Annotated in this window: 18 protein-coding genes; 11 read left to right on the top strand and 7 right to left on the bottom strand. The window is 65.3% G+C overall.

The annotated features are described in order from the left end of the window. The first annotated feature begins 53 nt into the window (after window positions 1–53). Window positions 54–2666: an MBL fold metallo-hydrolase gene (locus VT03_RS10805; RefSeq protein WP_075092990.1), complete on the top strand. Its 2613-nt coding sequence runs from the start codon at window positions 54–56 to the stop codon at window positions 2664–2666. Between the two features lie 72 nt (window positions 2667–2738). Continuing rightward, entirely contained in the window at window positions 2739–3158 is a 420-nt protein-coding gene (locus VT03_RS33390; RefSeq protein WP_156514406.1) for a hypothetical protein, read from the top strand. Window positions 3159–3818: 660 nt separating this feature from the next. Here VT03_RS33390 and VT03_RS10800 read toward each other — a convergent pair. The 5 genes from VT03_RS10800 to VT03_RS10785 all read right to left on the bottom strand — a co-directional run bounded on the left by VT03_RS10800 (window position 3819) and on the right by VT03_RS10785 (window position 7260). Next, entirely contained in the window at window positions 3819–4997 is a 1179-nt protein-coding gene (locus VT03_RS10800) for a recombinase family protein (RefSeq protein WP_197489291.1), read from the bottom strand. Then, complete coding sequence (locus VT03_RS33385) at window positions 4994–5200, bottom strand: hypothetical protein (RefSeq protein ID WP_156514405.1); 207 nt, start codon at window positions 5198–5200, stop codon at window positions 4994–4996. Before VT03_RS33385 ends, VT03_RS10800 begins: the two co-directional genes overlap by 4 nt. Further along, window positions 5197–5883, bottom strand: coding sequence for a hypothetical protein (locus VT03_RS10795; RefSeq protein WP_075092989.1), 687 nt, complete (start codon window positions 5881–5883; stop codon window positions 5197–5199). The genes VT03_RS33385 and VT03_RS10795 overlap by 4 nt, the downstream gene beginning before the upstream one ends. Window positions 5884–6211: 328 nt before the next feature. After that, window positions 6212–6736, bottom strand: coding sequence for a hypothetical protein (locus VT03_RS10790; RefSeq protein WP_156514404.1), 525 nt, complete (start codon window positions 6734–6736; stop codon window positions 6212–6214). A 35-nt stretch (window positions 6737–6771) separates the two neighbouring features. Then, entirely contained in the window at window positions 6772–7260 is a 489-nt protein-coding gene (locus tag VT03_RS10785; protein ID WP_156514403.1) for a hypothetical protein, read from the bottom strand. A gap of 697 nt (window positions 7261–7957) precedes the next feature. Here VT03_RS10785 and VT03_RS10780 point away from each other — a divergent pair. Beyond that, window positions 7958–8650 (top strand): carboxylesterase family protein, encoded by a 693-nt coding sequence (locus tag VT03_RS10780; protein ID WP_082846117.1) that lies wholly within the window; start codon window positions 7958–7960, stop codon window positions 8648–8650. A 71-nt stretch (window positions 8651–8721) separates the two neighbouring features. Then, window positions 8722–10107, top strand: a complete 1386-nt coding sequence (locus tag VT03_RS10775; RefSeq protein ID WP_075092986.1) for an IS4 family transposase — start codon at window positions 8722–8724, stop codon at window positions 10105–10107. A 582-nt stretch (window positions 10108–10689) separates the two neighbouring features. Here VT03_RS10775 and VT03_RS10765 read toward each other — a convergent pair. Then, the gene (locus VT03_RS10765; RefSeq protein WP_075092984.1) at window positions 10690–12066 is read right to left on the bottom strand and encodes a transposase; all 1377 of its coding nucleotides are present in this window, start codon (window positions 12064–12066) and stop codon (window positions 10690–10692) included. Between the two features lie 423 nt (window positions 12067–12489). Then, entirely contained in the window at window positions 12490–13707 is a 1218-nt protein-coding gene (locus tag VT03_RS10760) for a DegT/DnrJ/EryC1/StrS family aminotransferase (protein WP_075092983.1), read from the bottom strand. 361 nt (window positions 13708–14068) lie between these two features. Between VT03_RS10760 and VT03_RS10755 the strand changes: the two genes are divergently transcribed. The 7 genes from VT03_RS10755 to VT03_RS10725 all read left to right on the top strand — a co-directional run bounded on the left by VT03_RS10755 (window position 14069) and on the right by VT03_RS10725 (window position 25074). Then, window positions 14069–14941 carry a hypothetical protein gene (locus tag VT03_RS10755; RefSeq protein WP_231870640.1) on the top strand — a complete coding sequence of 291 codons (873 nt, stop codon included), beginning with the start codon at window positions 14069–14071 and terminating at the stop codon, window positions 14939–14941. An 85-nt stretch (window positions 14942–15026) separates the two neighbouring features. Then, window positions 15027–15668, top strand: coding sequence for a MotA/TolQ/ExbB proton channel family protein (locus VT03_RS10750; RefSeq protein WP_075092981.1), 642 nt, complete (start codon window positions 15027–15029; stop codon window positions 15666–15668). A gap of 50 nt (window positions 15669–15718) precedes the next feature. After that, entirely contained in the window at window positions 15719–16135 is a 417-nt protein-coding gene (locus tag VT03_RS10745; RefSeq protein ID WP_082846767.1) for an ExbD/TolR family protein, read from the top strand. A gap of 145 nt (window positions 16136–16280) precedes the next feature. After that, window positions 16281–16979 (top strand): ExbD/TolR family protein, encoded by a 699-nt coding sequence (locus VT03_RS10740; protein WP_075092979.1) that lies wholly within the window; start codon window positions 16281–16283, stop codon window positions 16977–16979. A gap of 75 nt (window positions 16980–17054) precedes the next feature. After that, complete coding sequence (locus VT03_RS10735; protein WP_075092978.1) at window positions 17055–20891, top strand: PQQ-binding-like beta-propeller repeat protein; 3837 nt, start codon at window positions 17055–17057, stop codon at window positions 20889–20891. Then, window positions 20888–23470 carry an ABC transporter substrate-binding protein gene (locus tag VT03_RS10730; protein ID WP_075092977.1) on the top strand — a complete coding sequence of 861 codons (2583 nt, stop codon included), beginning with the start codon at window positions 20888–20890 and terminating at the stop codon, window positions 23468–23470. Before VT03_RS10735 ends, VT03_RS10730 begins: the two co-directional genes overlap by 4 nt. After that, window positions 23467–25074, top strand: a complete 1608-nt coding sequence (locus VT03_RS10725) for a hypothetical protein (protein WP_075092976.1) — start codon at window positions 23467–23469, stop codon at window positions 25072–25074. The genes VT03_RS10730 and VT03_RS10725 overlap by 4 nt, the downstream gene beginning before the upstream one ends. The last annotated feature ends 46 nt before the right edge of the window (window positions 25075–25120 follow it).

Genomic DNA, 25120 nt, shown 5'->3' with positions numbered 1-25120 from the left:
GACCGAAGTTTCTTGCGAAGACTGCTGTACGGCCAACCAACCTAGGGGCGAGCATGGAAATCCATCTGCTTGATGTAGGCCTGACGAAGTATGGCGACTGCATCGTGGCCACCCACGACGGCCAGAACATTTTCATTGACGCTGGGCACGAAGGAGATTTGGACCGGATCAGCGCCCAGCTGAAGAAAGTGTTCGACCACGCGCCACCGTTCCACTTCGACCTGATTGTAGTGACTCACGCACACTCCGATCACATTGGCTGCATGCCGCGCTTAGTGTCAGACGGAGTGATTACATGCGACGCCGCCCTCGTTGCGGACGAGAGACTGGGTTTCGGGCGCGACGCATCAGACGTGAGTCCGGTCGATTCGATCACATCGCCAGCCGTTAGAAAGCTCGCAGTCGCGCTTCAGGAGGAGCCTGCAGACGATCTAGATGACGCCGCGCTTGCGCAGTTCATCGAGGACGCTGCAACGCTCGAATCGAAATACAAGGACATGCTGACGGCGCTTCAGGAGAACGACACGAAAATAGTGCGTTACGGCACAAACCCCGCCGCGAGTGTGGCGGCAATTGAGCGGAGTCTTGCCGGTTTTGGATTCAAGGTGTTGGGGCCAACGCCCAAGCATCTCGCGCTCTGCGCAATGACCATTTCCGACTCTGTCACCGATGCAAGTGATTCACTTCAGTCCGGGCCTGCGATTGCTGATGACTCAGCATCACTGGTGACGATGTATCGACAAGCCGTCGCGGATCTTGCACGCAAGGGGCAAGTATTGTCCCCAGATGCAGCGGTGGAAGATCGACCTGGTGTCGGTGCTGCAAAAAATGATCAGAGTATTGTGATCCGCCTCCAGGCGGACGGCTGGCGAGCCCTTCTCCCTGGAGACATGCAGTTTGCAGAGCCGGAAGTGACTGATCTTGATCCCGAGATGAGGAAGTTACGCGACGTCATAATTGCTGATATAGTTGCTGAGGGCGCCTTCGACTTCGTCAAGCTCCCCCACCATGCGAGCTACAACGGGCTCGACGAGAGCGTTCTCAACGAATGGGGTGACGTCCATTTGTTCGGACACACTGGGGGAGTGAAAGATCCGTCACACCCAGATGCAGGCGTACTGAAGCTCCTCAAGGACAGGTCAGATTCTTTGAGCTTCGCACGAACCGACCGGAATGGGTTGATCACGGTCAAGAAAGTTCGCGGAAAACCCACGTTTATTCCGGAGCGTGGCGAGCTGAACAATTTCCGCAAAAACCCCGCGACGACGCCAAGACGCGATGAATCTTCGGAGGTCGAAACACCGCCGACAGAGATTACTCCGGCCTCGTCGATCAACGTTGAATCACCGAGTGGGACAAGTGGCGTTGTCGAGGTGATTGCCCGCGTTCCTCATGTCGACACGACGGTCACAGTGACGATACAGGTCAATCCCGGTCAAAAAAAAACTCTTGAACCCGAAGTAGTTCCGGTCAATCCACGTTCGCTGCCAACGGATCGTAAGCTTGGCGCTGAGACGAGGGTTTCTCCGATGCCATCAACTTCCGTCCGACTTGGCGGCGGACGAACGATTAACGAATCGCTGCTGTTCGTGACGCGACGCGACCAGCTCAATCGAAACATTGGCCTTAATGAGGCGACTGCGGCGTTGAAGGCAATCAAAGATGCCGGCAAGACACTCCTTGAATTGCCGGCATCGGCAGATACGGTCGACCAGGCAATCAAGCTCGTCCGTGCAGAGTTATCCGAGCGAACCTACGACGGAGTCGTCCTAGTTGGAGGCTACGATGTCGTGCAGTCTGCCAGATTGGACGTCCTCGATGCGAAACTGCGGGCAACCCTGGATGGGCTCGGACTGACAGGACGCGACTCCGATCGCTTCATTGTCTGGAGCGATGCTCTCTACGGCGACATTGATGGCGATTCCGTTGCCGAGTTGCCTGTGTCACGTATTCCGGATGGCCGTCGTTCGGACGTCTTGCTCCATGCGATCCAAGCATCCGCCCCGAAACGGACAGTCAGGTTCGGAGTTCGAAATTCGGCTCGCGCGTTCGCCGATGCGGTCTACAAGCCAATTTCTGGGAATATAGATCTGGTCGCACAGCGGTCAGGGCCATTTACGCCCGAGTTACTTCGCCCGCAAATGAACCTAACCGGTGATGTCTATTTCATGCTGCATGGATCAGACAACGATGCCACACGTTACTGGGGCGAGGATGCCGGCGGGCTCGTTGAGGCAGTTGATCTTCAAAGTGTTCCAGACCGAGCATCGGGCGCCATCGTGTTTACCGGTTGCTGCTGGGGTGCCCTTACGGTCACACCGGCCGCGGCAAAGCTGAGGCCAGGCGTCGCCCTAAGACCTCGAGGACCGGAGTCTTCGATTGCGATTGCCTTTCTCCAAGCAGGTGCACTCGCGTTCGTCGGATGCACGGGGACACACTATTCGCCAGTCAAGCCGACGGCTCCGTGGGGACTGGATTTCTTCGGAAAACCGATGCACGATGAATTCTGGGCGAACATCAATCGAGGCCTGTTTCCGGCAAGAGCGCTGTTTGAGGCAAAGAAAAAGTACGCCAGCCAACTGCCACACGGGCCTGATGATCCGTTCAGCAGGGCTGTGGAAATGAAAATTCTCAGGGAGTACACGTTGCTCGGACTCGGTTGGTAGCCCGATCTCCTGTCGGCGACATTGGACTTTCTGCTAGAATTCAGTCGGACGAAACGAAGAGGAGGTTGAGCCATGGAACGCGACACAAGTAGGTTTTTACCTGCCGACGCGAAGTCTGAAAGCTTAAGCAGTATTCGACGTCGAGCTCGTTCGCTGTCTGGAGACGAACCTGTCAGCCTGGATTCGCCCAATTCTGCATCGCCGCCATCGATGAGCCGTGCGGAAGAAGCGGAGGCCCGTTTCTTACGACGTTCCGCCGCGGCGTCTGCGGATTCTTCGATCGGCGAAACACCGCGAGGTGCCGCAGCGATTCCTCCGACCGCTGTCCCCGATGAGGACTACGAGAATGAGCAATTGGACGAGATTCGTGGGTCGCAAATCAAAGTTGTCAAGCGCTCGACAAATCTCGCAGCCGGCGGAGATCCGACCGCTCCGGCCGACATCGTCAGACTCGAGGATGCGGCTGGTAACTGCTTTGCAGAGCAAGGCTAACGTAATTTAGGCCGTCGCCGCCCGTTGAAATGATGCTGTATCGTTTCGCGTGAGGTCGACGACCGGCTTCGAAATGTCGGACCGCTTCTCGATCATCGTGAGTTTGTTGGTCATGAATCACCTTCCAGAGTCACCGGGGGCGACAGGCCGAATTGTTGCGGCCGGTGTCGGTACTGGCGTGGCACGCTATGGCACGGAACTCTGTGCGATCCGGAACAAAACATGGACATAGTGCCTGCGATTGGTAGAATGTCTGCGATTCGTCCACCAATGTTTTTGCTGGATTTCCCCGCAGCTTCGAGTTCCCAGCCAGTCGCCCGCCTCATTCGGGACCAGGAGGTGGCAGGTTCAAATCCCGTCACCCCGACTTGATGGAACGAGAAGTCCTTCGGCGAGAACGTCGAAGGGCTTTCTCATTTGCGGGCTGAGACTTACGCCATCGAGGCGGCAGTTCAAACAGACGATTTCGAGAATCCGCCGCTTCGTGGCATAGTCCGCTGTAAGCCACTTCTCCGACAGCGTTTGCGAAAGTTCAAACACTTTCACGGCCAAGTCGGCCAGCTCCGACCGCGACCGGTCGACGATCTCCAGCTGCAGTGTGATCGAAGCCAGTCGGTCGCGTAGTTCGGTCTGCTTCCGGGCGAACGTGTCCTGATCGATCTACTCGGCGATCCGCATGTCGATGAGACGGCTCTGCTGAGTGATGAGCAGCGTTCGCTGGCGCTGGAGTTCAGCGTTCTGCGCTTGGCTCTCCTCCTGGGCGTCCTTCGACTGTGACCGCAGCACGGCGCGGAACCATTCGACGACCTCCGGATCCTGAATCTTCATCCGGCCGAACAGCTCAAGGATCTCGCGATCGAATTCGGCTTCGGGAACCCGCGTGCGGGGGTGACCTTCGGCGGTGTAGCGGGAGCAACGGTAGTAGACGTATTCCCGCGTGCCGTTCTTCGTCTCGCGCGTCTTCCGTTCGCCCGTGATCGGGTGTCCGCAATGACCGCAGGTCATGAACTCGCCGGCATAGGTCATCTCGTGGCTGTGATAGACACGGCCGCGGACGATGGCCTGCACACGGTCCCAGGTTCCACGGTCGACGATTGGCTCCTGCTTGCCCGGATACCAGCTGCTCCGGAACTCGACCTCTCCGATGTAAGCCCGATCTCGGAGGATATTGTGGACTGAGCCCTTGGCGAATGGCATTGCGGGGAGGCGATACACCCGGCCTTCCGCCGTCAGTCGCTCGATGAGCTTGTCGAGCGTTAGCGGCTCGTAGGCGTAGAGGTGGAACATCCGCCGGACGTTGTCGGCCGCATGGGGATCGACCTCAACGACGCTCCGCCCATCCTTCCGCACGTTCCGGTAACCGTACGGAGCTTTGCCGACGAACCAGCCCTCTTGCACTCTTCTCGCGAGACCTTCGCGGACATCCACCGACTGCTGCTCGGTGTAGAAGCTGGCCATGTTGGCCATCGTCCGCCGCATCATCCGGCCAGACGGCGTGTTCTCCGTCGGCTGGCTGACCGAGATGAACGGGACGTTGTACTCCGACTCCAGGCGTTCGAGCTCGACATAGTCGAACAGGTTCCGCGCCGCCCGGTCGACCTTATAGAACAAGAGCCCGTCGAGTCCCGGGGCATTCTGCTTCGCGTATCGGACTAGCTCTCTGAACGCTCTCCGCTCGTCCGTCTTGCTGGCCGTCTCAGCGATCTTGAAGAACCGGACAATCTCGCCCCCATGCTGGAGGGCGTACCGACGGAGCGCCTCTTCCTGGACTTCGAGCGAAAACCCTTCCCGTTCCTGTTCGCGACTGCTGACCCGTGCCAGTGCGACGAAACGCTTCATGCTCCAGACCCTTCACTGATGACCCGATTCAGTTTCGATACACCGACGATCATCGCCAGGGCGTCCTCGGGCTTCAACGGTTCGGCGTAGTACCGTTGCCAGACTCGCAGCGTGTGGGCAATGAGATCCGCAGTCACCCAGGAGGGAGCGCCCGCGGGCATCGGAACAGCAGCCGACGGAGAAGGCGAAGGAGTGGCGCTCATGTGCTGCACTCCTCCAGCAACAAGCGATACTCGTCAAAGAAATCGGCCCACTTCTCGGATGAGTCCATCACACCGTCGACGGCCTTCACGACATGCCTTACCAACTCGGCCCGGCGGGTGATCGGCACTCCCATCTGCTTGAAGCCCGAGACGAAGCATCCGAAGCCCTGCTTGAAGACCCGAATGGGACTGATGAGTGACCGGTCGACAGGAATCAGCTCGCCGTCGATCTTGCCGAAGACCAGTTCCCCGGCCACGACCAGCTCGGTCTGCGGATGAACCGCCTTGAACCGAGTGATGAAGTGGCCCGCTTCGACCAAACAGGCCCCCTTGAGGAGACAGGTTTCGCCCGTCATCCGAACGAACAGGTTATCGGCCTGACGTTCCTCGGCGTTCCAATCGCCCAGGCCGATCGTGATCCCGGCGTAGGAGATCTGATAGGCGTAGTGAGTTCCCCGCTCTCCTCCTCGATTGATCCCCAGCCGATGGACACGGACATCGACGCGGCCCAGTAAGCGGACACACTCGTCCGGGATGCTGGTTTCCTGACAACGCGCCTTGATCGCATCGAGTTCCCGAATGAGCCGACTTCGGGTAATGGGATCGAAGGAGACTGAGAATGAGCCCTCAAACCAGTCCAGTCCCCCGGAAACGAACGAGCCAAGACGACCAGCCAGAGGCACCTGCCCCGATGCCAGCTGACTACTCTGGGGGTAGGTGTTACTGGGGCTTCTACCAGCCGGATCGTCCCACAGGCTCGCCGCGACCGGTTCGCTCGCTCCTCGCTCCTCACCGGACGCGGCGACTCCAAAGCATTCCCCCGGTGTCGGAGCTCCAGAACTCGGTCTCTTCTTTTGTTTAGGCATCGTGGCGGGAGCGTGCTCTGCTCCAGCCACTTAGCCCGGGACAAGAATCAGCGGAAAATGTCCCAGCCTTCCCTCGAAAGGCCGATCTCGCAGCGCCCCACCGCTTTCCGAAAGGCTTCGTAACTCACCAAGTCCTCGGAGTCGTTCACTCGTCCACGTTCTTTGGCGATGAGATCGAAGAGATTCCACAGGTCGACCGGATCGAAACACGCTCTGTCGTCTCGGACAATTCCGCACCAGATCTTCGAGAGTCCGATGACCTGGCAGCAAACTGCGATTTGAAGAGGGACCGACTCGCCGCCAAGTCGACCGACTCCCCCTGGGCGAGACGGAAGGCTTCCAGTTTGGCAGCGTCATTCTCCCGAAGCAGATTGCCGTAGACGACTTGAACGGCTGGCAACTGGACAGCGAACGGGTCGAGCCGGATCAGTTCCAGAACGGCCGACAGGTCCCCCGCCGCCGACAGCTGGTAGAGCTTCGCCGGACACTTGCCGAGGAGTAGCATCGCGGGGAGCCAGATCGTCAGAAAGAACTGCGATTCGGCCCGCCGGAGATCTTCAATTCCCATTCCGCGGTCGGCCTCGATCTCGCCCAGTCCTTTCTGGAACCCCAACGCGATCGGCAGCGACCAGGCCTCCAGGCTGGTGAGATGGCGCGCTCTGTCTGCCATCACCCGAAACAGAAGCACGGCTCGGTTGAAGACGTTCAGGCGATGCCAGCGATGGAGGAACCACCGGACACCCACTTGAAGAATGCGCAGAGAGCGAGTCGACCGACCACACTTCCGGCGGACAAAGCGGCCTGCCTTGCTCGGATTGAGATAGAGAGACTCCCACTCCAGAATCGGGAACGTGCGGAGTTGATGGAACTGTCCCTCGCGCGCAGGCGGAAGAACTCGAAGTAGTCTTCGGCCGCGTAAGCGAAGACCTTCGCGAGCATAGTCACGACCTCGGGAACACCTCTCTTCCAAACTCGGAGTTCCCAGTGTTCGATCGACTCGTCGGCGATTTTTCGAGACTTCCGCTCCTGTATCGGTTTGGCAGCTGGAGCGGCCGCGCCCCCTTGCAACTTCTTCGACGACGATCTCCCCATTGATGTAATCCCTTCACATTTGGCAGATGAAAAGCGTCCGGTGCCGTCGGTGATCAGCCGGATTGCAGGTCGCGTGCCGCACAGGCTTTTCAGTCGCGGCATCGACCTCTCCCCTGGCCCCTCTCCTGCCACGAGTGGGGTGACACAAAGGCTGGGAGGGCGAGCGTTGCGTCGTTTGGGCCGCCTCCGTCCGTCGCGTACAGGGAACCCCGGTTGCGAGCCCTATACGCGACGGACGGAGACGACCAGACGAACCAGCAATCAGAGCTTCAGCAGCTCGGCACGGACGGCTTCGCCGCCGTCATATTCAAAAAGAGGAGCCCTGCCGCTCGGGAGCAAAAACGGCCAACGATTGTGTAGCAGCGTCTGACAGTTACGACGGTTCGGTACTCCCCTCATCGGATCGCATAGGCTCTTCAGCTTCGAATGGAAGTGGTCGTGAGTCCATGCCCTTCCGACTGCATTGGGGTTGGTCAGCGATTCACATCCTTTCCTCTCAAATGCTGGTTTTTGCGCGCTCTGTGACGACAGCCGGCGCACCTCATATGGGACGGGGAGACTGCGTTCGACCTGTCCGGAGTGCCCTTCCCAAAGGACCGGAGAGAGGCCAGCGTTTGCAGAACGATGGCTTCGGCAGGGGACGGAAGTGGACGGCTGGTTCCAACACACGATCGCAACTGGGAAGTCCTCTATCCCAAAGCACGCCATGAGCTTCCCGACGGTTTCCGCGTCACCGAGCCTCCCCTGAGAACTCGTTTCAGGCAGGCAACACTCCTCCCGACTTTCGAGCGAGATACCCATGAGACTCACCGCGATCATCGCCATATTCTGCCTGAGCTCAGCACAGGCGCAAGAGGCCAACGTCGGCAAGGCCAATACCGCCCCGGGCCCGGCACCGACCGCTCGCACCATATCTGGTGTCGTCCGTGGTGTTACCGAAGGAGATGTCTCGGTCTTCAAGGGGATTCCCTATGCGGCCGCGCCTGTCGGTCCCAATCGCTGGCGTCCACCTCAGCCCGCCGTGACGTGGGACGGAGAGCGAGACGCAAGTCAGTTCGGCGCCAATTGCGCCCAGGCGGGATTTGGACGGGGCGGGGCGGGCGGCATCGCGCCGAACTCGTCGGAGGACTGCCTGTTTATCAATGTGTGGCGACCTGCCACGGCCAGCCCCGACTCGAAGCTGCCGGTCATGGTGTGGATCCACGGCGGTGCATTCGTGTTTGGGAGCGGCGCCGGATCGTCGGGGGATGCGTTCGCCAAGCAGGGCGTCATGCTCGTCACCTTCAACTACCGCCTGGGTCGCCTGGGCTTTTTCGCCTTCCCCGCGCTCAGCCTTGAGCATCCGGACGAGGCCAAAGGCAACTACGGCTATATGGATCAGATTGCGGCGCTCAAGTGGGTGCGGCAAAACATCGCCGCGTTCGGAGGAGACCCGAACAACGTGACGATCTTCGGCGAGTCGGCCGGTGGGGTCTCTGTGCTACCCCTTTAAAGGTGAGCGAGTCAGTCCTTACCCTGTCTCTGTCTGGAGGTTGCGACGGACTCCTGGAGAGGACAACAGGGATGTTGCCAGCCGAAGTGTTGGAGCGTTTTGTCGAACGCTGTCCCGCCGCGGTCATGGTGCGGGCCGTTCTGGAGAACCTGCTGCGGCCCGAGCGGCTGGATGAGGTCTTCCAGCGGGCCGCCCAGCGGCAGTACAGCCGCCAGCTCCTGTTCTCGCAGCTCGTGGCGATCATGTCGGCTGTCGCCACCCGTTCGCAGCCGTCTGTCCATGCCGCCTATCTGGCGGCTCAGGACAAACTCGACATCTCACCCCAGGCCCTGTACGACAAACTTCGACGGCTTGAACCGGCCGTCACGGCCGCCCTGGTCCGCGAGACCGCCCGCGATGCCGCACGAGCCATCGATGCTCTGCCGGGCCTGCGGCCACCCGTGCTGACCGGGGGACTGAAGACGTACGACGTCTATTGTGTCGACGGGAATCACCTGACCAGCACGGAGCACCGGCTTGCCGAGTTGCGGACGACCCGCGAAGCGGCCCTCCCCGGACAGACGCTGGCCCTGCTGGACCTTCGTCGGGGGCTGATCACGGAACTTGTTCCCGGTGAGGATGGCCATGCCCAGGAACGCTCGCTCGTCCCGGAGCTGCTGGAGCGGTTGCGGAAGGGGATGGTGCTCGTCGCCGACCGGAACTTCTGCACGAGCCGGATCCTGTTCGGAATCGTGGAACACGCGGCCAGCTTTGTGATCCGCCAGCATCGCTCGACGCTCTCCTGGGAGCGGGAGGGGAAGCGGCGGCGGATCGGCCGGACGGCGACGGGGATGATGTTCGAGCAGACCCTGGACCTGAACTATGAGGGCCAGACGCTGCCGGTCCGGCGGCTGACGATCGAACTGGACGGACCGACGAACCAGGGGGAGAGCGAAGTCCACATCCTGACGAATCTTCCGGCTGAAACGGTCCCGCCCGGCGAGGTGGTGGAGGCGTACCGCCTGCGGTGGACGATCGAAGAGGCGTTCCAGTGTCTGACGGAGGTTCTGCGGTGCGAGGTGGAAACGCTGGGCTATCCGCGGGCGGCCCTGTTCTCGTTTGCCGTGGCGGTGGTGGCCTGGAACACGTATGCGGTGGTCAAGGGGGCGCTGAAGTCGGTTCACGGCTGGGAGACGATCGAGGCGACGCTGTCCGACTATCACCTGATGCATGACGTGCTGCTGACGCACTGCGGTCTGGAGATCGCTGTGGAGGCTTCGGCGTGGTGCTGGCACCAGGGGTTGTGCCCCCAGGGGCTGGCGAAGGAGCTGGTTCGTCTGGCGAAGAGGGTGAAGTTGTCCCGGTATCCCAAGCGGAAGCGAGGTCCGAAACACCCGCCTCCCGCGAAAACAGGACGCCGCAACGATCACCTCTCGACCGCCAGACTCCTTGAGAAACGCAAACGCAAACGACCTTGAAAGGGGTAGGTCTCTGTGCACACTCTGCTGAGTTCACCCTTGTCCCGCGGGCTGTTCCACAGGGCGATCAGCCAGTCGGGTGGTGGCTGGGACGGTGTGCTGACCGGGCGGCCGATCAGTAAGGAAAATGCAGATCGCCACTATCCGGTTTCAGCAGAGACCATTGGCGTGAACTTCGCCAAGAGGCACGGGATCGAGGGCGTCGATGCGGCCGCGCTTGCCAAACTGCGGGCCCTGGCGGTCCACCCACATATTCCGGGCCGATTCTCGACGGCCGGCTCGCGGTGGAGACGGCTGAGAGCGGCTACGGGGCCGGCCGTCAGGCACAGGTGCCCCTCATCATCGGGTCGAATAGTGCGGAAGTTCCGGCGGGCTTCGTCAATGCCAGGTCGAAGGATGAGTTGTTGGCTCTGTTCGGTGGCCTGAGAGATCAGGCGAACACCGCCTATGACCCAGAAGGCACTACCGAGTTCGCCGAGATGCTCACGATGGTCAACACTGATAAGGTCTGGGCGGAGCCCGCGCGGTTCACCGCGAGAGCGTTCGCCGCTCAAGGCACTCCGGCCAGCCCTTTGAAGGTGGCTATCCCGTGTTGGATCTCCGCTGCTTGAGAAGCCTGTCGGTCGAGAAGTGCTGAGCCCTCGCGGCTGGACGTTTGGTGCGTGTCTTGGGACCACGAATCGATTTGCGATATCGGATGACATCGACGCTCTGGGCCCAGACGTGGAGCTGCCGGCTGAGAGCTTCGGTGGGAAGAGTTCCATACTGTTCCCATTGATCCGCCGGAATCGCGATCATCATCCCGACGTAGGTGCGGCTGAGCTCATCCGACATCCGCCAGTGCGAGAACTGCTCGTCAACGAACTCCTGGCCATGAGCAGAAGCCAGAGCGGCCTGCACGACCGCCAGGACGTTGTAGCACGCAACCGCCGTGCAGAAGCCGAAGAGGGCCGCAGGCGGATAGCCAAGGGTGTTGAGTTCACACCTCAGGTGTGTCGTCAGTTCCTGGAAGGCTGTCTCGATCGTCCATCGCTCCCGATACAGCTCAGCGACCTGTGCTGCGGTGACCTCACTGGCGGGCAGGTTCGTCAGCAAGTGGAGCGTGGAGTCGTGATCCCGGGTTGGTTCGTCCAACTCGATGGTGATTCTGCGGACCGGCAGGACCTCACCGGTTGTGGGATCCGTCAGGCGGACAGGCTCTTCCGTCAGGCGGCCGGAATCGCCCCGGCCGAGCGATTTGGCTTTCCCGGTAACCTCCCATCGCAGCCGGCCCCGATGCTGCCGGGTGATGAAGAACGCGGCGTGTCGGGCCAGACCGAACAGGAGTTCGCTCGTACAGAAGTTCCGATTGTCGATCACCACATCCTTGGGTTCGATCCCCTCCAACAGCGGCAGGCAGAGACGACACTCCTGGGTGTAGGCATCCAGGTCAGGAATCACGTCCAGGATCATGCGGAGCTGGGGATCGAGCAGGACGACGCACTGGCCGGGCAAGGCTCCGCCTCCTTGAGTTCGCAGCGGCTTGAGCCGATGCTCTGTTCCCTCTAGGTGGTTGCCGTCGAGAATCTTGACCCGGTATCCGGGAAGGAGGGGAGCCGCCATCGCCGGCAGCGTCCGGATCAGCTCGGCCATCTCAGAGGCGGTCTGCCGCACCAGTTCTCGGGACGTGGCCGGTTCGATATGCCCCAGTTTGTCGTAGAGAGCCCGGATGGAGACGGGAATCTGGGCCTTCTTCTGCTGATAGGCCCGATGAACGGACGGTGTGACGCGACAGACGACCAGGCTCATGAGATCGACGACGGTCGAGAACAGAAGCTCCCGTTCGTACTGTCGGACAGCCGTCCGTTGAAACAGGGCATCCAATCTTTGCGGGGCGAAGACTTTCTCAAGCGTCGCCCGGGCCATAACACAAAGCGGAGCCTGCTGAATGAAGCGGTCGAGGACCGATTGACCAACCATGGTCGCCTCCTCCCTGGAAATCCTGTGCATGTCTCGACATGACACCGGTTTACCATGAAGGAGGATGCACCTTCAAAGGGCTGGGTCAAGGGGGTCTCACCCCATTGCCGCCGGAGGCACTCCTGTGAGGAACCGTGGTGGCAACGGACGACCGCTTTGTGGAGCCAGCGTTGAGGACTCCATGCTCGCGTCGCAATCGTCGCGGGTTGATGTGGGGGCATCTGACACGGTGTCCGCGTTTGGGCACTCGCTCCTTCAGAGAGATCGAGACGAGACGGCCTCCGGCGGGCAGGGGGTGGCCCCTGCACGCCACCAGGGTGCCCCTGGGCCCGGTGATTGGGGCTGCAATGGTCAGCCGCCCAACGAAAAAAGGACGGCCCTGGTTGGGACCGTCCTTGTACTGCGTCGCAGACCATCGAAAAACTACGCCGCGCGGCGTTCGGTCTTCGGGAAGCTGAGCGTGCGGTTCCGCTCGCCGGCACCCACCGCCGAGGCGAGAGACTCGATCACCCGGTGCTGGCGGGCTTCGCCCAGTTCTGCGTAGATCGGCAGGGCCATGATCTCGGCTGACGCCTTCTCCGACTGCGGGAAGTCACCCATCTTGTAGCCGAGGTTCGCGAAGCACTTCTGCACGTGCAGCGGCTTCGGATAGTAGATCGCCGAGCCGACCTGCTTTTCCTTGAGGTGCTGCATCACGGCGTCCCGCTGGCCGTCATGCACCCGGATGCAGTACTGGTTGAAGACGTGGCCGCACTGCGGACGGGTCAGCGGCAGATCCATCGCCGAGGTCGCGCCGAGCTGGCGGAGACCGGCGTGGTAGCGGGCCGCGTTCGTCTGCCGGGCTTCGGCCCACTGGTCCAGGTACTTAAGTTTGACGTCGAGGACCGCGGCCTGCAGGGCGTCGAGCCGGCTGCACAGACCCACTTCGACGTGCTCGTAACGGCCGGCGTCGCCGTGGACGCGGAGCCGCTTGAGGCGGGCCGCGAGGTCGGCGTCGTCCGTGGCGATCATCCCGCCGTCGCCGGCGCCGCCCAGGTTCTTCGTCGGGAAGAAGCTGAAGCAGGCGACCGTGCCGAGGACGCCGCAGCGGCGCTGGTTGTACGAGGCGCCGATCGACTGGCAGGCGTCTTCAATGATCGCCAGGCCGTGACGGACGCTGGTTCGCCAGAGGGGGGTCATGTCCGCACACTGGCCGAAGAGGTGGACCGGCATGATCGCCTTGGTCCGCGGCGTGACGGCCGCTTCGACCGCGGCGGGATCGAGGTTGAAGGTTTCCGGATCGATGTCGACGAAGACCGGAGTTGCGCCGACGCGGACGATGCAGCTCGCCGTGGCGAAGAACGTGAACGGGGTGGTGATGACTTCGTCGCCGGGGCCGATGTCGAGGGCCATCAGCGAGAGGACGAGAGCGTCGGTCCCGGAGCCGCAGCCGATGGCGTGGCGGGCGTCGCAGTGCTTGGCGACGTTGGTCTCGAACCGCGAGACCTCTTCACCCAGGACGAACGACTGCCGCGAGAAGACGCGGTCGACCGCCTCGTGAATTTCCCCTTTGATCGACTCGTACTGTTCCACCAGATCGATCAGCGGAACAGGAGCATCGGAACGTTGAGCCTCAGAGAAGGGGAGCACAGCGGGTGTCATGTATCCGACTCCATTCGCAACGGTAAGCAGTCGATCCAACGACCGCAGCGGCGGGGAACATCCTGGCTCCCGGCGCCACCCCGAAACGATAGGCCGGCCAAAATTCAGGGTCAATATGAAGCCGCGGCGAACGGGCCGGGGGCGTCGTTTCTGCCGGTTTGCCGGATTGGCGATCGTTGACCGGCCTGAACTGTCGCCATAGCATGCAGTTACGCAAATCCTTCTGGCGGAGGTCTCCGCCGCTTTTTTCGTCCGCCAGCACACTTCCCACGGCATGGCGCTCCGGACCAACCCGTCGCCGAACCCTTCGCCCGCCGCGGCCCCCCCACGGTTGCCGCGGAACGCGGGTCCTGTTTTGCGGGTGACCGCTTACGACCGGGTGAGTTCGCTCCTGATGGCGATGATTGCCGCCGTGACGCTGGCCGCCGTGATGGCGATTGGCTGGTGGCTCACGACCCGCCCCCCTCCGCCGCCTGAACAGCTGGTGCCGCTGGAGATCGTGGACGTCGACGGCGGGTATGAGGATGGCTCGCCGGACGAGACGCTCCGCGTCGAGTCTCCGGAGCCGGAGCGGTTCAACGCCTCGCTCGTGGAGGCGGCGACGGCGGACGACACGCCGGCGGTCGCTTCGACGATTGCGAACGTCATGACTGCCTCCGGCCGGGCCTCCCAGATGGGGATGGCGGTTTCCGATGAGCCGGTCGAAACGAATGACATTGAATCGACCGGCGTCCCCGGGAGCGCCCGCGGGACGGGGGGGCGGCCGCTGGGACTGGGCGGCGGAACCACGGGGGGCGTTCCCCGCGAGCTGCGATGGTTCGTGAAATTTTCCGACGGCGTCTCCGTAGAGGAGTACGCCCGGCAGCTCGATTTCTTCGAGATCGAGCTGGGGGTGCTCTCCGCCGATGGAACCCTGACCTACGTCTCGAAGCTCTCCTCCCCGCAGCCGGTCACCCGCAAGGTCCAGTCGGGGAAGGACGAGAAGCGGCTCTACTTCCGGTGGCAGGGGGGGGAGCGGAAGGGGGCGGACGAGGCGCTCCTGAGGAAGGCCGGGATCATGGACCGCGGAACGATCTTTCACTTTTATTCGCCGAAGACCGAGAACCTGCTGGCAACGCTCGAAGCCCGGGCGACGAGCCGGAAACTGCGGGAAGTGCGGCGGACCTATTTCAACGTGATCCGGACCGCGAAGGACTACACGTTCGTCGTCGCCCGGCAGACATTCCTGCGATAGAACGGGGCAGGGGCGGTGGGGACGGGGACGGATCAACAGCAACAACTTCCTCCCTCCGGGAGGAGCGGAACGAGGGGGACGGTCGATGCTCGATCGGGTGCTGCACTTTGCCGAGCCGGTGATCTTCGGAACGCAGGGGATGCTCGGGCTCCTGGGGGCGTTTCTGGCGATCCTGGTCGTTCGCAAGATTCGCCAGAAGCAGTTCCGCAACGGCCGGGCCGGGGACGAGTTCATGGAGGAGATCCAGTCCCGGCTGCAGCAGCGGGACTATGACGGCGTGGTCGAGGTGTGTGACTCGCCGCGCTATTGGAGCAAGGCGACGGCGCAGCTGATCCTGGTCGGGATGGCGCACCGGGCGTTGTCGATCGGCAAGCTGGGCAAACTGCTGACGCAGCGGTTCGAGCGGGAGGTCCTGGCGGAGCTGACCTATCTCCATCTCGGGATGGCGGTCGTGGCCAAGACGGCCCCCCTTGTCGGGCTGCTGGGGACCGTGACCGGGATTATCGGCTCGTTCAGCAAGATCTCGGCGACGCAGAAGGGAGATCCCGGGGCCCTGGCTCGCGACATCGGCCTCGCCCTGATGGCGACGATGTGGGGCCTGGTGATCGCGATCCCGATGACGCTGCTGGGGGGCTGGGTCATGGTCCGGATCGGCCGGCTCAGCGACGAGGTCCACGGCCAGCTCACGGAGTTCCTCAACGGCCTGGAACAGTCGGAGAAGGGGTGAACGGCACGATGATCCGCGTCGTTTCCCCACTGAAAACTGACGACTCCCCCATGCACAACCGACTCCACTTCGAAGAAGAGCTCGACCTGACGCCCCTCATCGATGTGGCGTTCCTGCTCCAGATTTTCTTCATGGTGACGGCGACGATCGACATGGCGTCGTCGATCACGATGCCGTCGGCCCGCCACGGCCAGGCCCCGGACCTGACGACCGCCGTCTATCTGACCGTGTTCCGGACCGAGACCGGGCCGGAGCTGTATCTCTCGAACGGGAAGCGGGAGAACGGGCCGGTCGCCTTGGACAAGGTGGCGGCTCACGTGCAGGAGGGGATCACGGAGGGGAAACGGCTGGTGGTCATCAAGGCGGACCGGGACGTGGCGTCCGGGTTTGTGGAGGACGTGGCCCGGGAAGCCTCCCGCGCGGAGGGGATCGAACGCTTTCTCGTGGGGGTGGTCGATGCCCCTTGAACCGCGATCCCTTTCCGACGTGGGCCAGATCCCGGGGGAATGGCTTTCCAGGAGGAGCGTCGGACATCCGTTCGGCAGCCTGACGTCGGAACTCGGGCGGGCGTGTCTCACCCATCCTCTCCAGCAGACAGGCGGGTGAGCCGAGATGCCGATCCAGTTCCGCTGCGAGCATTGTCAGCAGCTCCTCAGCATCAGCCGGCGGAAGGCAGGCGGGACGACCGTCTGTCCTTCGTGCCTGGAAGAGGTGCCGGTTCCGACGCTCGATGCGGGCGAAGGAGAAGAGGCTGCCGAAGGGCTCATCGCGAAACGGGAGGCGGCGGCCGGAGGAGCGGGGGAGACCCGGCGCGGAACGCGGCCCGTCGACAGCGAAGACGAGGAGGACGAGGACTGGAATCCCTCGCGGAAGCGGCATCAGGAGAACGACGCCATCGACATGACCGCGATGGTCGACGTCACGTTCCTGCTGCTCATCTTCTTTATGGTGACGGCGTCCTTTGCGGCTCAGAAGGTCCTGGAGACGTCCCCCCCTCAGGAACAGGAGCAGGCCGAGGAGGCAGGCGCCGGCGGGGGAGCGCCGGGACCGACGATCGAAGACCTCGAGGAGTCTTCGGTGATCGTGGAGGTCGACGGGCAGGACCGGATCACGGTCGACGGGAAGGCCGTGGCAGGGATCCATGAATTGCGGGAAGTCCTGAACCAGAAGCTGGTCGGCGAGCAGAAGACCGAGGTCCTGATCCAGGCCCAGTACGAGGCGAAGCACGGCACCGTCGTCTCGATCACCGACACCGCCATGGATGTCGGCATGCAGCGCGTGCGGCGGCTCTCCCGGAAGGGGGATCCCTGATCCCGTTTCCTCCACCTCGCTCCGAGCGCGTCCCCCTCTCGCTGACCTGTCCCTCGAAAGCCTTCTCCTTTACGCATGCCGTCCCTCAAGATTCTTTATCCGAATGGCGACATCGACCGGTACCCGCTCTCGAAGCTGGCGCCCGTGTCGATCGGGAGCCATTCGTCGAACGACATCAGCCTGAACGAGGCGGGGGTCGACGTGCTCCATTGCCGGATCGCGTGGGCGAAGTCCGGCTATGAGGCGCTCGCCGCGGGGGGGCAGGGGATCGAGGTCAATGGGGCCGTCGTCCAGCGGGCGCTGCTGAAGGCGGGAGACGTACTGCGGTTCGGAGGAATCGACGTCCTGTATCGGGAGAAGGACGTCGTTCCCGCGGGGACCGCGAAGCGGGACGAGCCTCCGGCCTCGACGAAGAATAAGGGGGGACCGCCGGCCAGGGAGCGTCCGGTCGAGCCGCCGCGTCGGAAACGGCCGCGGGTCGAGGAGGATCCCGACCGCGCGGCGGCGGAACGGATTGCGGGTCGGCTCCGGGATGACCCGGCCGCCGAGTTCGATCAGTTTGTCGATGGAGACGCCGCGGAGGCCGATGCCGAGCCGCCGAAGCGCGGTCGGCGTCCGTCGCGGGACGAGGAGGTCGAGCCCCGGGCGGATGACGTGGAGTTGTCACCGCTGACCCCGCCGCCGGCGTCGCGGCGGGCTGCTCCGTCCGCGGAGCCTCCGGAAGAGCGGCCGTTGCGGCGTGGCACGCCACCGGTGGAGCCGGAGGAGCGGTCATTGCGGCGCGGTCCGCCAGCGGTCGAGCCGGAGGAACGGCCGTCTTGGCAGGAGCGCCGGCGGGAGAAGGCGGCTGCCACGCCGAGTCCGGTCGCTCTCCCGGAGGAGGAGGACGAAGAGGATGAGGTGCGGATCCCGGAGCGCCGCGCGGCGGTGAGTCCCCGCCGGGAGGCTTCACGCGGGGCGGCCCCGCCCGCGGCCGAGGTGTCCGACCGGCTCAAGAAGGCGCTGCAGTCCCGCGGCAGCCGGCCCAGCGAGCAGGATCCGCTGCGGTCGCCGCTCGTGATCGGGCTGGGGGCGGGGATCTTCGTCCTCGCGATCGTGGGGGGGGTCTTCTACCTGATGGCCGGGCGGCAGTCCTCCGATGCGGAGTTCCAGGCGGCGGAGACGCTCTATCGGGACGGCAAGCTGAACTCCGCCATCGCGGCCCTGGATTCGTTTGCGGACCTTCATCCGGAGCATCCCTCGGCCGGAGGGGCGCGGGCCCTGGCGGGGCTCGCCCGGGTCGACGCCAAGATCGAGACCGCGACCCCGGACTATCCGGCGGGAGTGGAACAGCTCAAGTCGTTCATCACGGCGCAGCGGGAGACGTCCGGCTTCGCCGACCAGTATCCGGCGATCACGCAGCGGGCCGGCAAAATGGCGCTCGGGGCGGCGGAGGAGTCGGGGAAGGCGTTCAATCGGGGCCTGCTCGCGGTGTCGGAAGAGGCCCGGACGCTGCTTCTGACCTATTCGCCGAAGGAGACCCCTCCGGCGGAGCTTCTCAAGCAGATTGAAGGCCGGGCCCGTGTGTCGGACCAGCAGAACCTGCGGCACGAGACGTTTGTCGCCGCGGTTCAGGAGATCAATGACGCCCTGGCGAAGCAGACTCCGATGCAGGCGCTCGTCCTGCGGCGGAATCTTCTCGCCCGCTATCCGGAATTCTCCGAGGATCGGAAGGTGACCGGGCTCATGGCGTCGACGCTGGAGGCGGAGAAGAAGACCGCCCGGGCGGAAGCGCTCGATGTCGACGCGACGAAGGACGACGCCCGGTCCGAGCTGCCCGATCCGGCGACGGGGGTCTTTTCCGCCCGGTCCCGGTCCGATCAGGTCTCGGTCGGCGAGGCGGCGTTCGTTCAGTCCAAGGACTGTCTCTACGGGATCGACACCGTGACCGGGGCTCCCGTCTGGCGGCGGCCGGTCGGACTGGGACATCCGTTCTTTCCGATCGCCGATCCGGCGACGCAGAGCCTCGTCCTCTTCGACCCGCAGCGGCGGGAGCTGCAGCGGATCCAGCAGAACTCGGGAAAGCTCCTCTGGCGGCAGACGCTCGAGGAGCCGGTCCGCGGGCATCCGCTTCTCGCCGGGAACGCGCTCTATGTTCCGACCGAGGGGCGGCGTCTCTACCGGATCGAGTTCGAGACCGGGCGGATCGCGGCCCGCGTGACCTTCTCCCAGGATGTGACCGGTCCCGCGGCGTGGCGCGACGGCGAGCGGCTGCTGGTCGTTGGGAACCGCGAGGTGGCCTACACGCTGGGGAGCCAGTCGCTGGAATGCCAGACGGTCTCGTACCTCGGGCACGGGGCGGGATCGGTCGAAGCGCCGCTCCTGACGATGGGGCGGTATCTCCTGGCGATCGAGAACGTCGGCGAGGGGGCGGTCCTGCGGGTGCTGACTCCGGCGGCCGACTTCTCGGTGGTCGACACCGCGACGACGGCCGAGGAGCGGACGGCGCGGACGATCGCCGGCCGCGTCCTCGATACGCCGGTCCTCCGCGGGCGGGACCTCTTTGTTCCCTCGAGCGGCGAGCGGGTGAGCGCCTTCGCGATTTCCGATGACGCCGGCGAGCCGCCGGTGACGGTCGGGCCGGTCTACCAGACACAGTCCCCCCGCAAGAGCCTCGTGTTCCTGGCCGCCGGTTCGGACCGGCAGGTCTGGATGGCGGGGAGCACGCTCCGCAAGCTGCAGTTGGTCGGGGGAGCCCTGGGGGCGGACGAGCGGACGACCGGCGCGGGCCTCGCCTCGCAGCCGATCCAGACGGCGGGGAGCACGCTCTTCAACGCCCGGCGGCGGGCCTGGACCGATGCCGTCACGCTGACCCACACCGACCGCGATGAGCTGACGAGCGAGTGGCAGGCGGTGGTCGGGGCGCGGTTTCTGGCGTGGTCGGCCGGCCCCGGCGACGGGGGCGACCTGATCGCCGTCTCCGAGGCGGGAGCGACGTTCCGCGCGACTCCCGCGCAGCTCGCGACATCCGGGTTCTCGCTGGCGTCGCCCGCGCGGCTCAACCTGCCGGACGACCTCACCGCGCCGCTCCTGGCGACGAGTCTTCCGGACGGCCAGCTCGTCGCCGTCAGCGGCGATCCGAATCCGCGGGCCTGGCTCATCAACCGGCTGGGGCAGGTCGACCGCCAGGTCCCGCTGGAGCGGGCCGCCTCCGCTCGGCCGGTGGCCCTCGGGAACCGGGTCGTCGTTCCGATGCCCGGCCGGCTCCATCTGCTCCGGTCGGCCGCGGGGGAGAGCGCCCAGGACTTCCTGCTGGCCCAGGGGGACGAGCGTCCTCCGGCGTGGCAGTCGGTGACGCCGCTCGACGATCAGTCGCTGGTGGCGGTCCTGTCGACCGGCCAGATGCTGCTGGTCCGGCTGCAGACGACGCCGCGGCTCCACCTGGCCGAAGCGGCGCGGGTCGATCTCGGCGGCGTCCCGAGCGGCGCGCCGGGGGTCGGGGGGGGAATCGTCGCCGTCGGTTTCGCGAACGGGACGCTCAAGATGTTTTCTTCCGAACTCGCTCCGCGGGGGGAGCGGACCTTCGAACAGCCGATCGAGAACGACCTCTGGGCGGCCGACGGGATGATCTTTGTCGAGGAGCGCGGAAAGGCCCTGCACGCCGTTCGTCCGGAGGGGAACCTCGCCTCCCGCTGGTCGATTCCCCTCGAGGGGCAGTCCCTGGCCGGGTCCCCCCGGGTCGAGGGGTCGACGGTTCACGTGGCCCTGCGGAACGGGACGGTCTTCGCCGCGAATGCCGAGACGGGGAAAATCGAATCGACGCGGCGGGGGCGTTCTCTCCTGGCGACGGGGCCGTTCCGGATCGGACAGGAGCTCTACGTCGGGACGCTCGACGGGAGCTTTCAGCGGGTTCCGCAGGAGGCCCGGCCATGATGTCGGCAGTCCGGCGGACCTGTCGCGGGATCGATCGGGGGCGCGAGGCGTTCTGGTGCGGAGCGCGGGTTCTCGTCGCGCTCCTCGTCATCGGCGCGGGACGAACGAGCCTGGCTCAGCCGGCCCCCGCGCAAGCGCCTGCGGCGGACCCCGCGGCGGCCCCGGCTGCGTCGCCCGCTCAGCCGGCCCCCGCGGAGTCGATCGAGTCGCTCCCGCAACTGGCGAACCTCCCCCTCCCGACGGCGGAGCAGTTTCTGACCGAGCCTCCGCACGACTGGATCGTCCTGACCGGCGACTACGTCCTCGTCGTCGAGCCGGTCGTTCCGCGGCCCGACACGCTGGCGAAGATCGACCGGGCCTACAACGACCTCCTGCGGCTGAAGCCGACGACTCCGCCGGAGGAGATGGAGAACCTCCAGGCCCGCATCGACGAACAGAAGTTTCTCGCCGTGATCCTGCCGGGGGAATCGGAACTCCCCGAGTACCGCATCCCGATCAAGATGGTGAAGCAGGTCCTCCATCACGAAGACCTCGTCCTGCGGCGGATCGACCAGCTCGTCGAGGCGAACGAGATCGACGTCGCGATGGAGCTCCAGATCCTGATGGAGCGGCGATATGGCACCTGGATCGGCGTCGCCGACCGCCACAACAAGCTCGTTCTCGCCGACGCCCGGCTGCGGCTGCAGACGATGCAGTTCGAGCCGGCGCTCGTGCTGGCGGAGGAGCTGTTCCGCCGGGACTCGCAGTTGCCCGGCCTGTCGGAAGTGATCGAGGGCGCGGGAGCGGCCTGGGGCGAGCGGGCGTGGGGAGACGGAAACATCGCGAACGTCCAGCACGTCTATCGCCGGATCCGGGCGATGCGGCCCGAGAGCGCGGCGGCGAGCGCGATCGCCGACCGGCTGGCGGGCGAAGCGCGGCGGATCCTGGCCGAAGCGGACGAGGCGGCCGCGCGGGGGGACGTCCGGACCGCGGCGCTCCGGGCCGAGGTGGCGGCGGCGGTCTGGCCGGAGCTCCCTGAAATGAAGGCCCGGCATCGGGCTCACCTGCTGCGCTATCCCCGGCTGCATGTCGGGACCGTCCGGACGGTCGATCCCCGCGGACGGGGCCCGCGGCTCACGCCGTCGCGGGCCGACCTGCGCGAGCAGTCGCTCCGGCCCGCTCCGCTGTTTCATCCCGAACGGGTTCAGGGGGGACTGGTCTCGTACCGGACCCGGTACTTCAACGACTGGGAGCCGGAGGACCTGGGGCGGCGGATGCTCCTGACGCTTCGGACGCACGCCCAGCCCTGGGAGATGCAGGGCCCGCTCTCCGCCGAGTCCTGCGGGGAGGCCCTCCTGGCCAGGCTCGACTCCGCGTCGCCGGCATTCGATGAACGTCTCGCGACGTACGTCGACTCCGTCCGTGTGCAGACTCCGTACTCGCTGACGATCGAGTTCCGCCGTGTTCCCGCACGGATCGAGCCGATCCTGGCCCGGATCGCCGTCGGGGAGCCCGAGCCGCCGGCGGCAGGAGAGGGGGGCTCCGCGGAGCCGCCGCCGCAGCAGCCGGCGCACCGAGATGACGGGGCGGGGGGCTTCACGGTCCGCGAAGAGACCGACGTCGCCGTGTCGTATCGCCGCGCCCGTCCGGAGCCGGGGGGGCAGCCGCGGTACCGGACGGCGGAGGTGGTGGAGCACGTCTATGACAGTCCGGACCGGGCGTACCGGGCGCTTGTCCAGGGGGAAGTGTCGCTCGTCCCGGACCTGCCCGCCTGGTTCGTCCGGGAGCTGCAGGCGATCCCGGAGACGACGCGCGAGTTCCACGTCCGGCCGATGGCCCTGCCGCTGACGCACTTCCTGCAGTTCAACCCGCGGAGCGTCCCGCTCCGGAACCGCGAGCTCCGGCGGGCGCTGGCGAGCTCCGTTCCCCGCGAGGCGATCCTCAGCGACGTCCTGCTCCGCGGTCTGCAGCGGCAGCACGGCCGGGTCTCCCGGACGCCGTTCCCGGAACCGCTCAGCATCGCGCGGGGCGACTTCCCGCCGCTCGAATACGACGTCCCGACCGCCATCGCAATGTCGCTCGCCGCCGCGCATCAGCTCGGGAACGGGACGGAGCTCCCGGTCCTGAGGCTCGTCGCTCCCGGGGAGCCGGTCGAGCGGGCCGCCTGCGAGGCGCTCGTGCGGGCCTGGAAACGGGTCGGGATTCAGGTCGAGATCATCTCGGCGGACGGCCCTCCTCCCCCGGCGGACTGGGACATCCTGTACCGGGCGGCGGTCCTCACCGAGCCGACGATCGATCTGTGGCCCCTCGTCACCGCCAGCCCCGTGGCCCGGATCGCCGACCTGGATCACCTCCCCTCCTGGCTGCGGCACGACCTGATCGAACTGGACCGGATCACCGACTCCGCCCGGGCGAGCGAGTTCGCCCGCGCGGTCCTGCGGAAGGTCCTGGCCGACTGCGCCGTGATTCCGCTGTGGGAGACCGATTCGTTCCAGGTCGTCCGCAAGACGGTCCGGGACCTCCCGGCCGTGCCGATGCAGGTCTACGACAGCCTGGACCGGTGGACGATCGAGCCGTGGTACCGGATGGAGCTGCCATGACGACGCGCGCTCCCGCTCCCCGAGGCTGCGTCCTGCGGGGCCTGCTGCTGGCCGCGGCCTTTGTCTGGTCCGCCGCCGCGCGGGCTCAGGATCCGCAGCCGGGCGCGCCGTCCGAGGCGGCGGCCGCAACCGCTTCGCCCGCGGCCGCCGACCCCGGCGCTGTCCCTCCCGCGGCGCCGGCACCGGTGGTCCGCGTCCCTTCGCGACCGGGGCTGCAATCCTATTCCGTCGCGATCCAGGTGACCTTTTCCGATGCGCCCGAGTGGACTCCGGAGGTCCGCCGCGGAATTCTCCGCGATCTCCAGGAGCAGGTCGGTTCGGGGGCCGGGCCGCTGTGGGAGCCGCTGGCGATCGAGGAGGCGGGCCGCGGACTCGTCCTGTCTCCGATTCCGGCGGAGACCCGCGCGCTCGAAGCGTGGCGGCCGGCGCTCGAAGGCCGTCCCGAAGACAAGGTGTTCCTCGCGGCGCTCGACGTCGCCGGAGCGGAGTACACGCTCCGGGCGGGCGAGTGGGACCGCAGCTCCGCGACGCTGGGGAGCTGGTCGGCCCGGGCCGTGACCGACTCCCGGCTCGTCGCCGCCGCGCTGACGACCATGCTGGCGGACGCCTTCCGGCCTCTCGCCGTGATCCGGAAGGTCGACGGGGCCGAGGCCGAGCTGGAGATCCAGGGGGGCGAGCTGCTCCCCTCCGATCCCCGCTTCCTCCCCCTCCCCGAGAAGACCGTCTTCATTCCGTTTCAGCGGATGCTCAACCGCGAGCGGGAGGTCCTGCGGCGGTTCGTGGTCCCGTGGACTTATCTCTCGGTCGAGTCGCGCGACCGGAGCCTCGTTGTCGGCCGGATCGCGTCCGCCTTCAATGCGCCGCTCGTTCCCGGCCGCCGCCGGACGGAGCTGCGGGCGATCCTGGCCCGCCCCTCTCTCGCGGGGACGCGGCTGCGGATCGTCCCCTACGGCAATCCCGGGAACCCGGTCGTCGGCGCCCGTGTCGACGTCCTGGACGGGAGCCCCGAGCGGCGTGAAGCGGCTCCTTCTGCTCCCGCTACTGCCGCTGCCTCCCCCGAATCGGCGCCGGCCCCCGCTCCCCTGGCCCTGACCACGGACCGGCTGGGGCGGATCGATCTGGCGCGCGATCCGGCCCAGGTCCTCCGCTGGGTGCAGGTCCACAGCGGCTCGATCCTCCTGGCCCGCGTCCCGGTCGTTCCGGGGATTGTGCCGGAACTCCTCCTGGAGGTGCCGGACGATTCGGCCCGCCTCACCGTCGAAGGGGAGCTCAGCATCCTGGAAGGGGAGCTGATCGCCATCGTCGGCCAGCGGGAGGTGTTCATGGCCCGCGCGAAGCAGCTCTCCCGGCTCGACAAGTGGGACGAGATCGAAAGCCTCACGAGCCGGATCATCGATCTCCCGTCGATCGCCGACTTCGACGAGCGGGTGGAAGCGGTCCGCGTCCGCGGGATCCAGTCCGCCCGCGACCGCAAGGACCGGCTGGCCGAGGCCCGGATCAATAAGCTCGTGACGACGTTCCGGAACCTCGTCCGCGATCACCTCGACCCGGAGAAGATCGCCGGCTTCAAGGACGAGATCGCGGAGCTGAAGCGGGCCAAGTGAGCGGGGCCGAGCACGGCAATGAGCGAGAGGGCCGGCGGATTGGACG

This window comes from Planctomyces sp. SH-PL14 (assembly GCF_001610835.1).
Classification (GTDB): domain Bacteria; phylum Planctomycetota; class Planctomycetia; order Planctomycetales; family Planctomycetaceae; genus Planctomyces_A.
This window is presented reverse-complemented; position numbering and strand designations above follow the sequence as displayed.

Excerpts from the sequence above, each read along its gene's own strand:
- VT03_RS10805 (WP_075092990.1), top strand. The coding sequence starts at position 54 with ATGGAAATCCATCTGCTTGATGTAGGCCTGACGAAGTATGGCGACTGC.
- VT03_RS33390 (WP_156514406.1), top strand. The coding sequence starts at position 2,739 with ATGGAACGCGACACAAGTAGGTTTTTACCTGCCGACGCGAAGTCTGAA.
- VT03_RS10800 (WP_197489291.1), bottom strand. The coding sequence starts at position 4,997 with ATGAAGCGTTTCGTCGCACTGGCACGGGTCAGCAGTCGCGAACAGGAA.
- VT03_RS33385 (WP_156514405.1), bottom strand. The coding sequence starts at position 5,200 with ATGAGCGCCACTCCTTCGCCTTCTCCGTCGGCTGCTGTTCCGATGCCC.
- VT03_RS10790 (WP_156514404.1), bottom strand. The coding sequence starts at position 6,736 with ATGGCAGACAGAGCGCGCCATCTCACCAGCCTGGAGGCCTGGTCGCTG.
- VT03_RS10785 (WP_156514403.1), bottom strand. The coding sequence starts at position 7,260 with ATGCCGCGACTGAAAAGCCTGTGCGGCACGCGACCTGCAATCCGGCTG.
- VT03_RS10780 (WP_082846117.1), top strand. The coding sequence starts at position 7,958 with ATGAGACTCACCGCGATCATCGCCATATTCTGCCTGAGCTCAGCACAG.
- VT03_RS10775 (WP_075092986.1), top strand. The coding sequence starts at position 8,722 with ATGTTGCCAGCCGAAGTGTTGGAGCGTTTTGTCGAACGCTGTCCCGCC.
- VT03_RS10765 (WP_075092984.1), bottom strand. The coding sequence starts at position 12,066 with ATGGTTGGTCAATCGGTCCTCGACCGCTTCATTCAGCAGGCTCCGCTT.
- VT03_RS10760 (WP_075092983.1), bottom strand. The coding sequence starts at position 13,707 with ATGACACCCGCTGTGCTCCCCTTCTCTGAGGCTCAACGTTCCGATGCT.
- VT03_RS10750 (WP_075092981.1), top strand. The coding sequence starts at position 15,027 with ATGCTCGATCGGGTGCTGCACTTTGCCGAGCCGGTGATCTTCGGAACG.
- VT03_RS10745 (WP_082846767.1), top strand. The coding sequence starts at position 15,719 with ATGCACAACCGACTCCACTTCGAAGAAGAGCTCGACCTGACGCCCCTC.
- VT03_RS10740 (WP_075092979.1), top strand. The coding sequence starts at position 16,281 with ATGCCGATCCAGTTCCGCTGCGAGCATTGTCAGCAGCTCCTCAGCATC.
- VT03_RS10735 (WP_075092978.1), top strand. The coding sequence starts at position 17,055 with ATGCCGTCCCTCAAGATTCTTTATCCGAATGGCGACATCGACCGGTAC.
- VT03_RS10730 (WP_075092977.1), top strand. The coding sequence starts at position 20,888 with ATGATGTCGGCAGTCCGGCGGACCTGTCGCGGGATCGATCGGGGGCGC.
- VT03_RS10725 (WP_075092976.1), top strand. The coding sequence starts at position 23,467 with ATGACGACGCGCGCTCCCGCTCCCCGAGGCTGCGTCCTGCGGGGCCTG.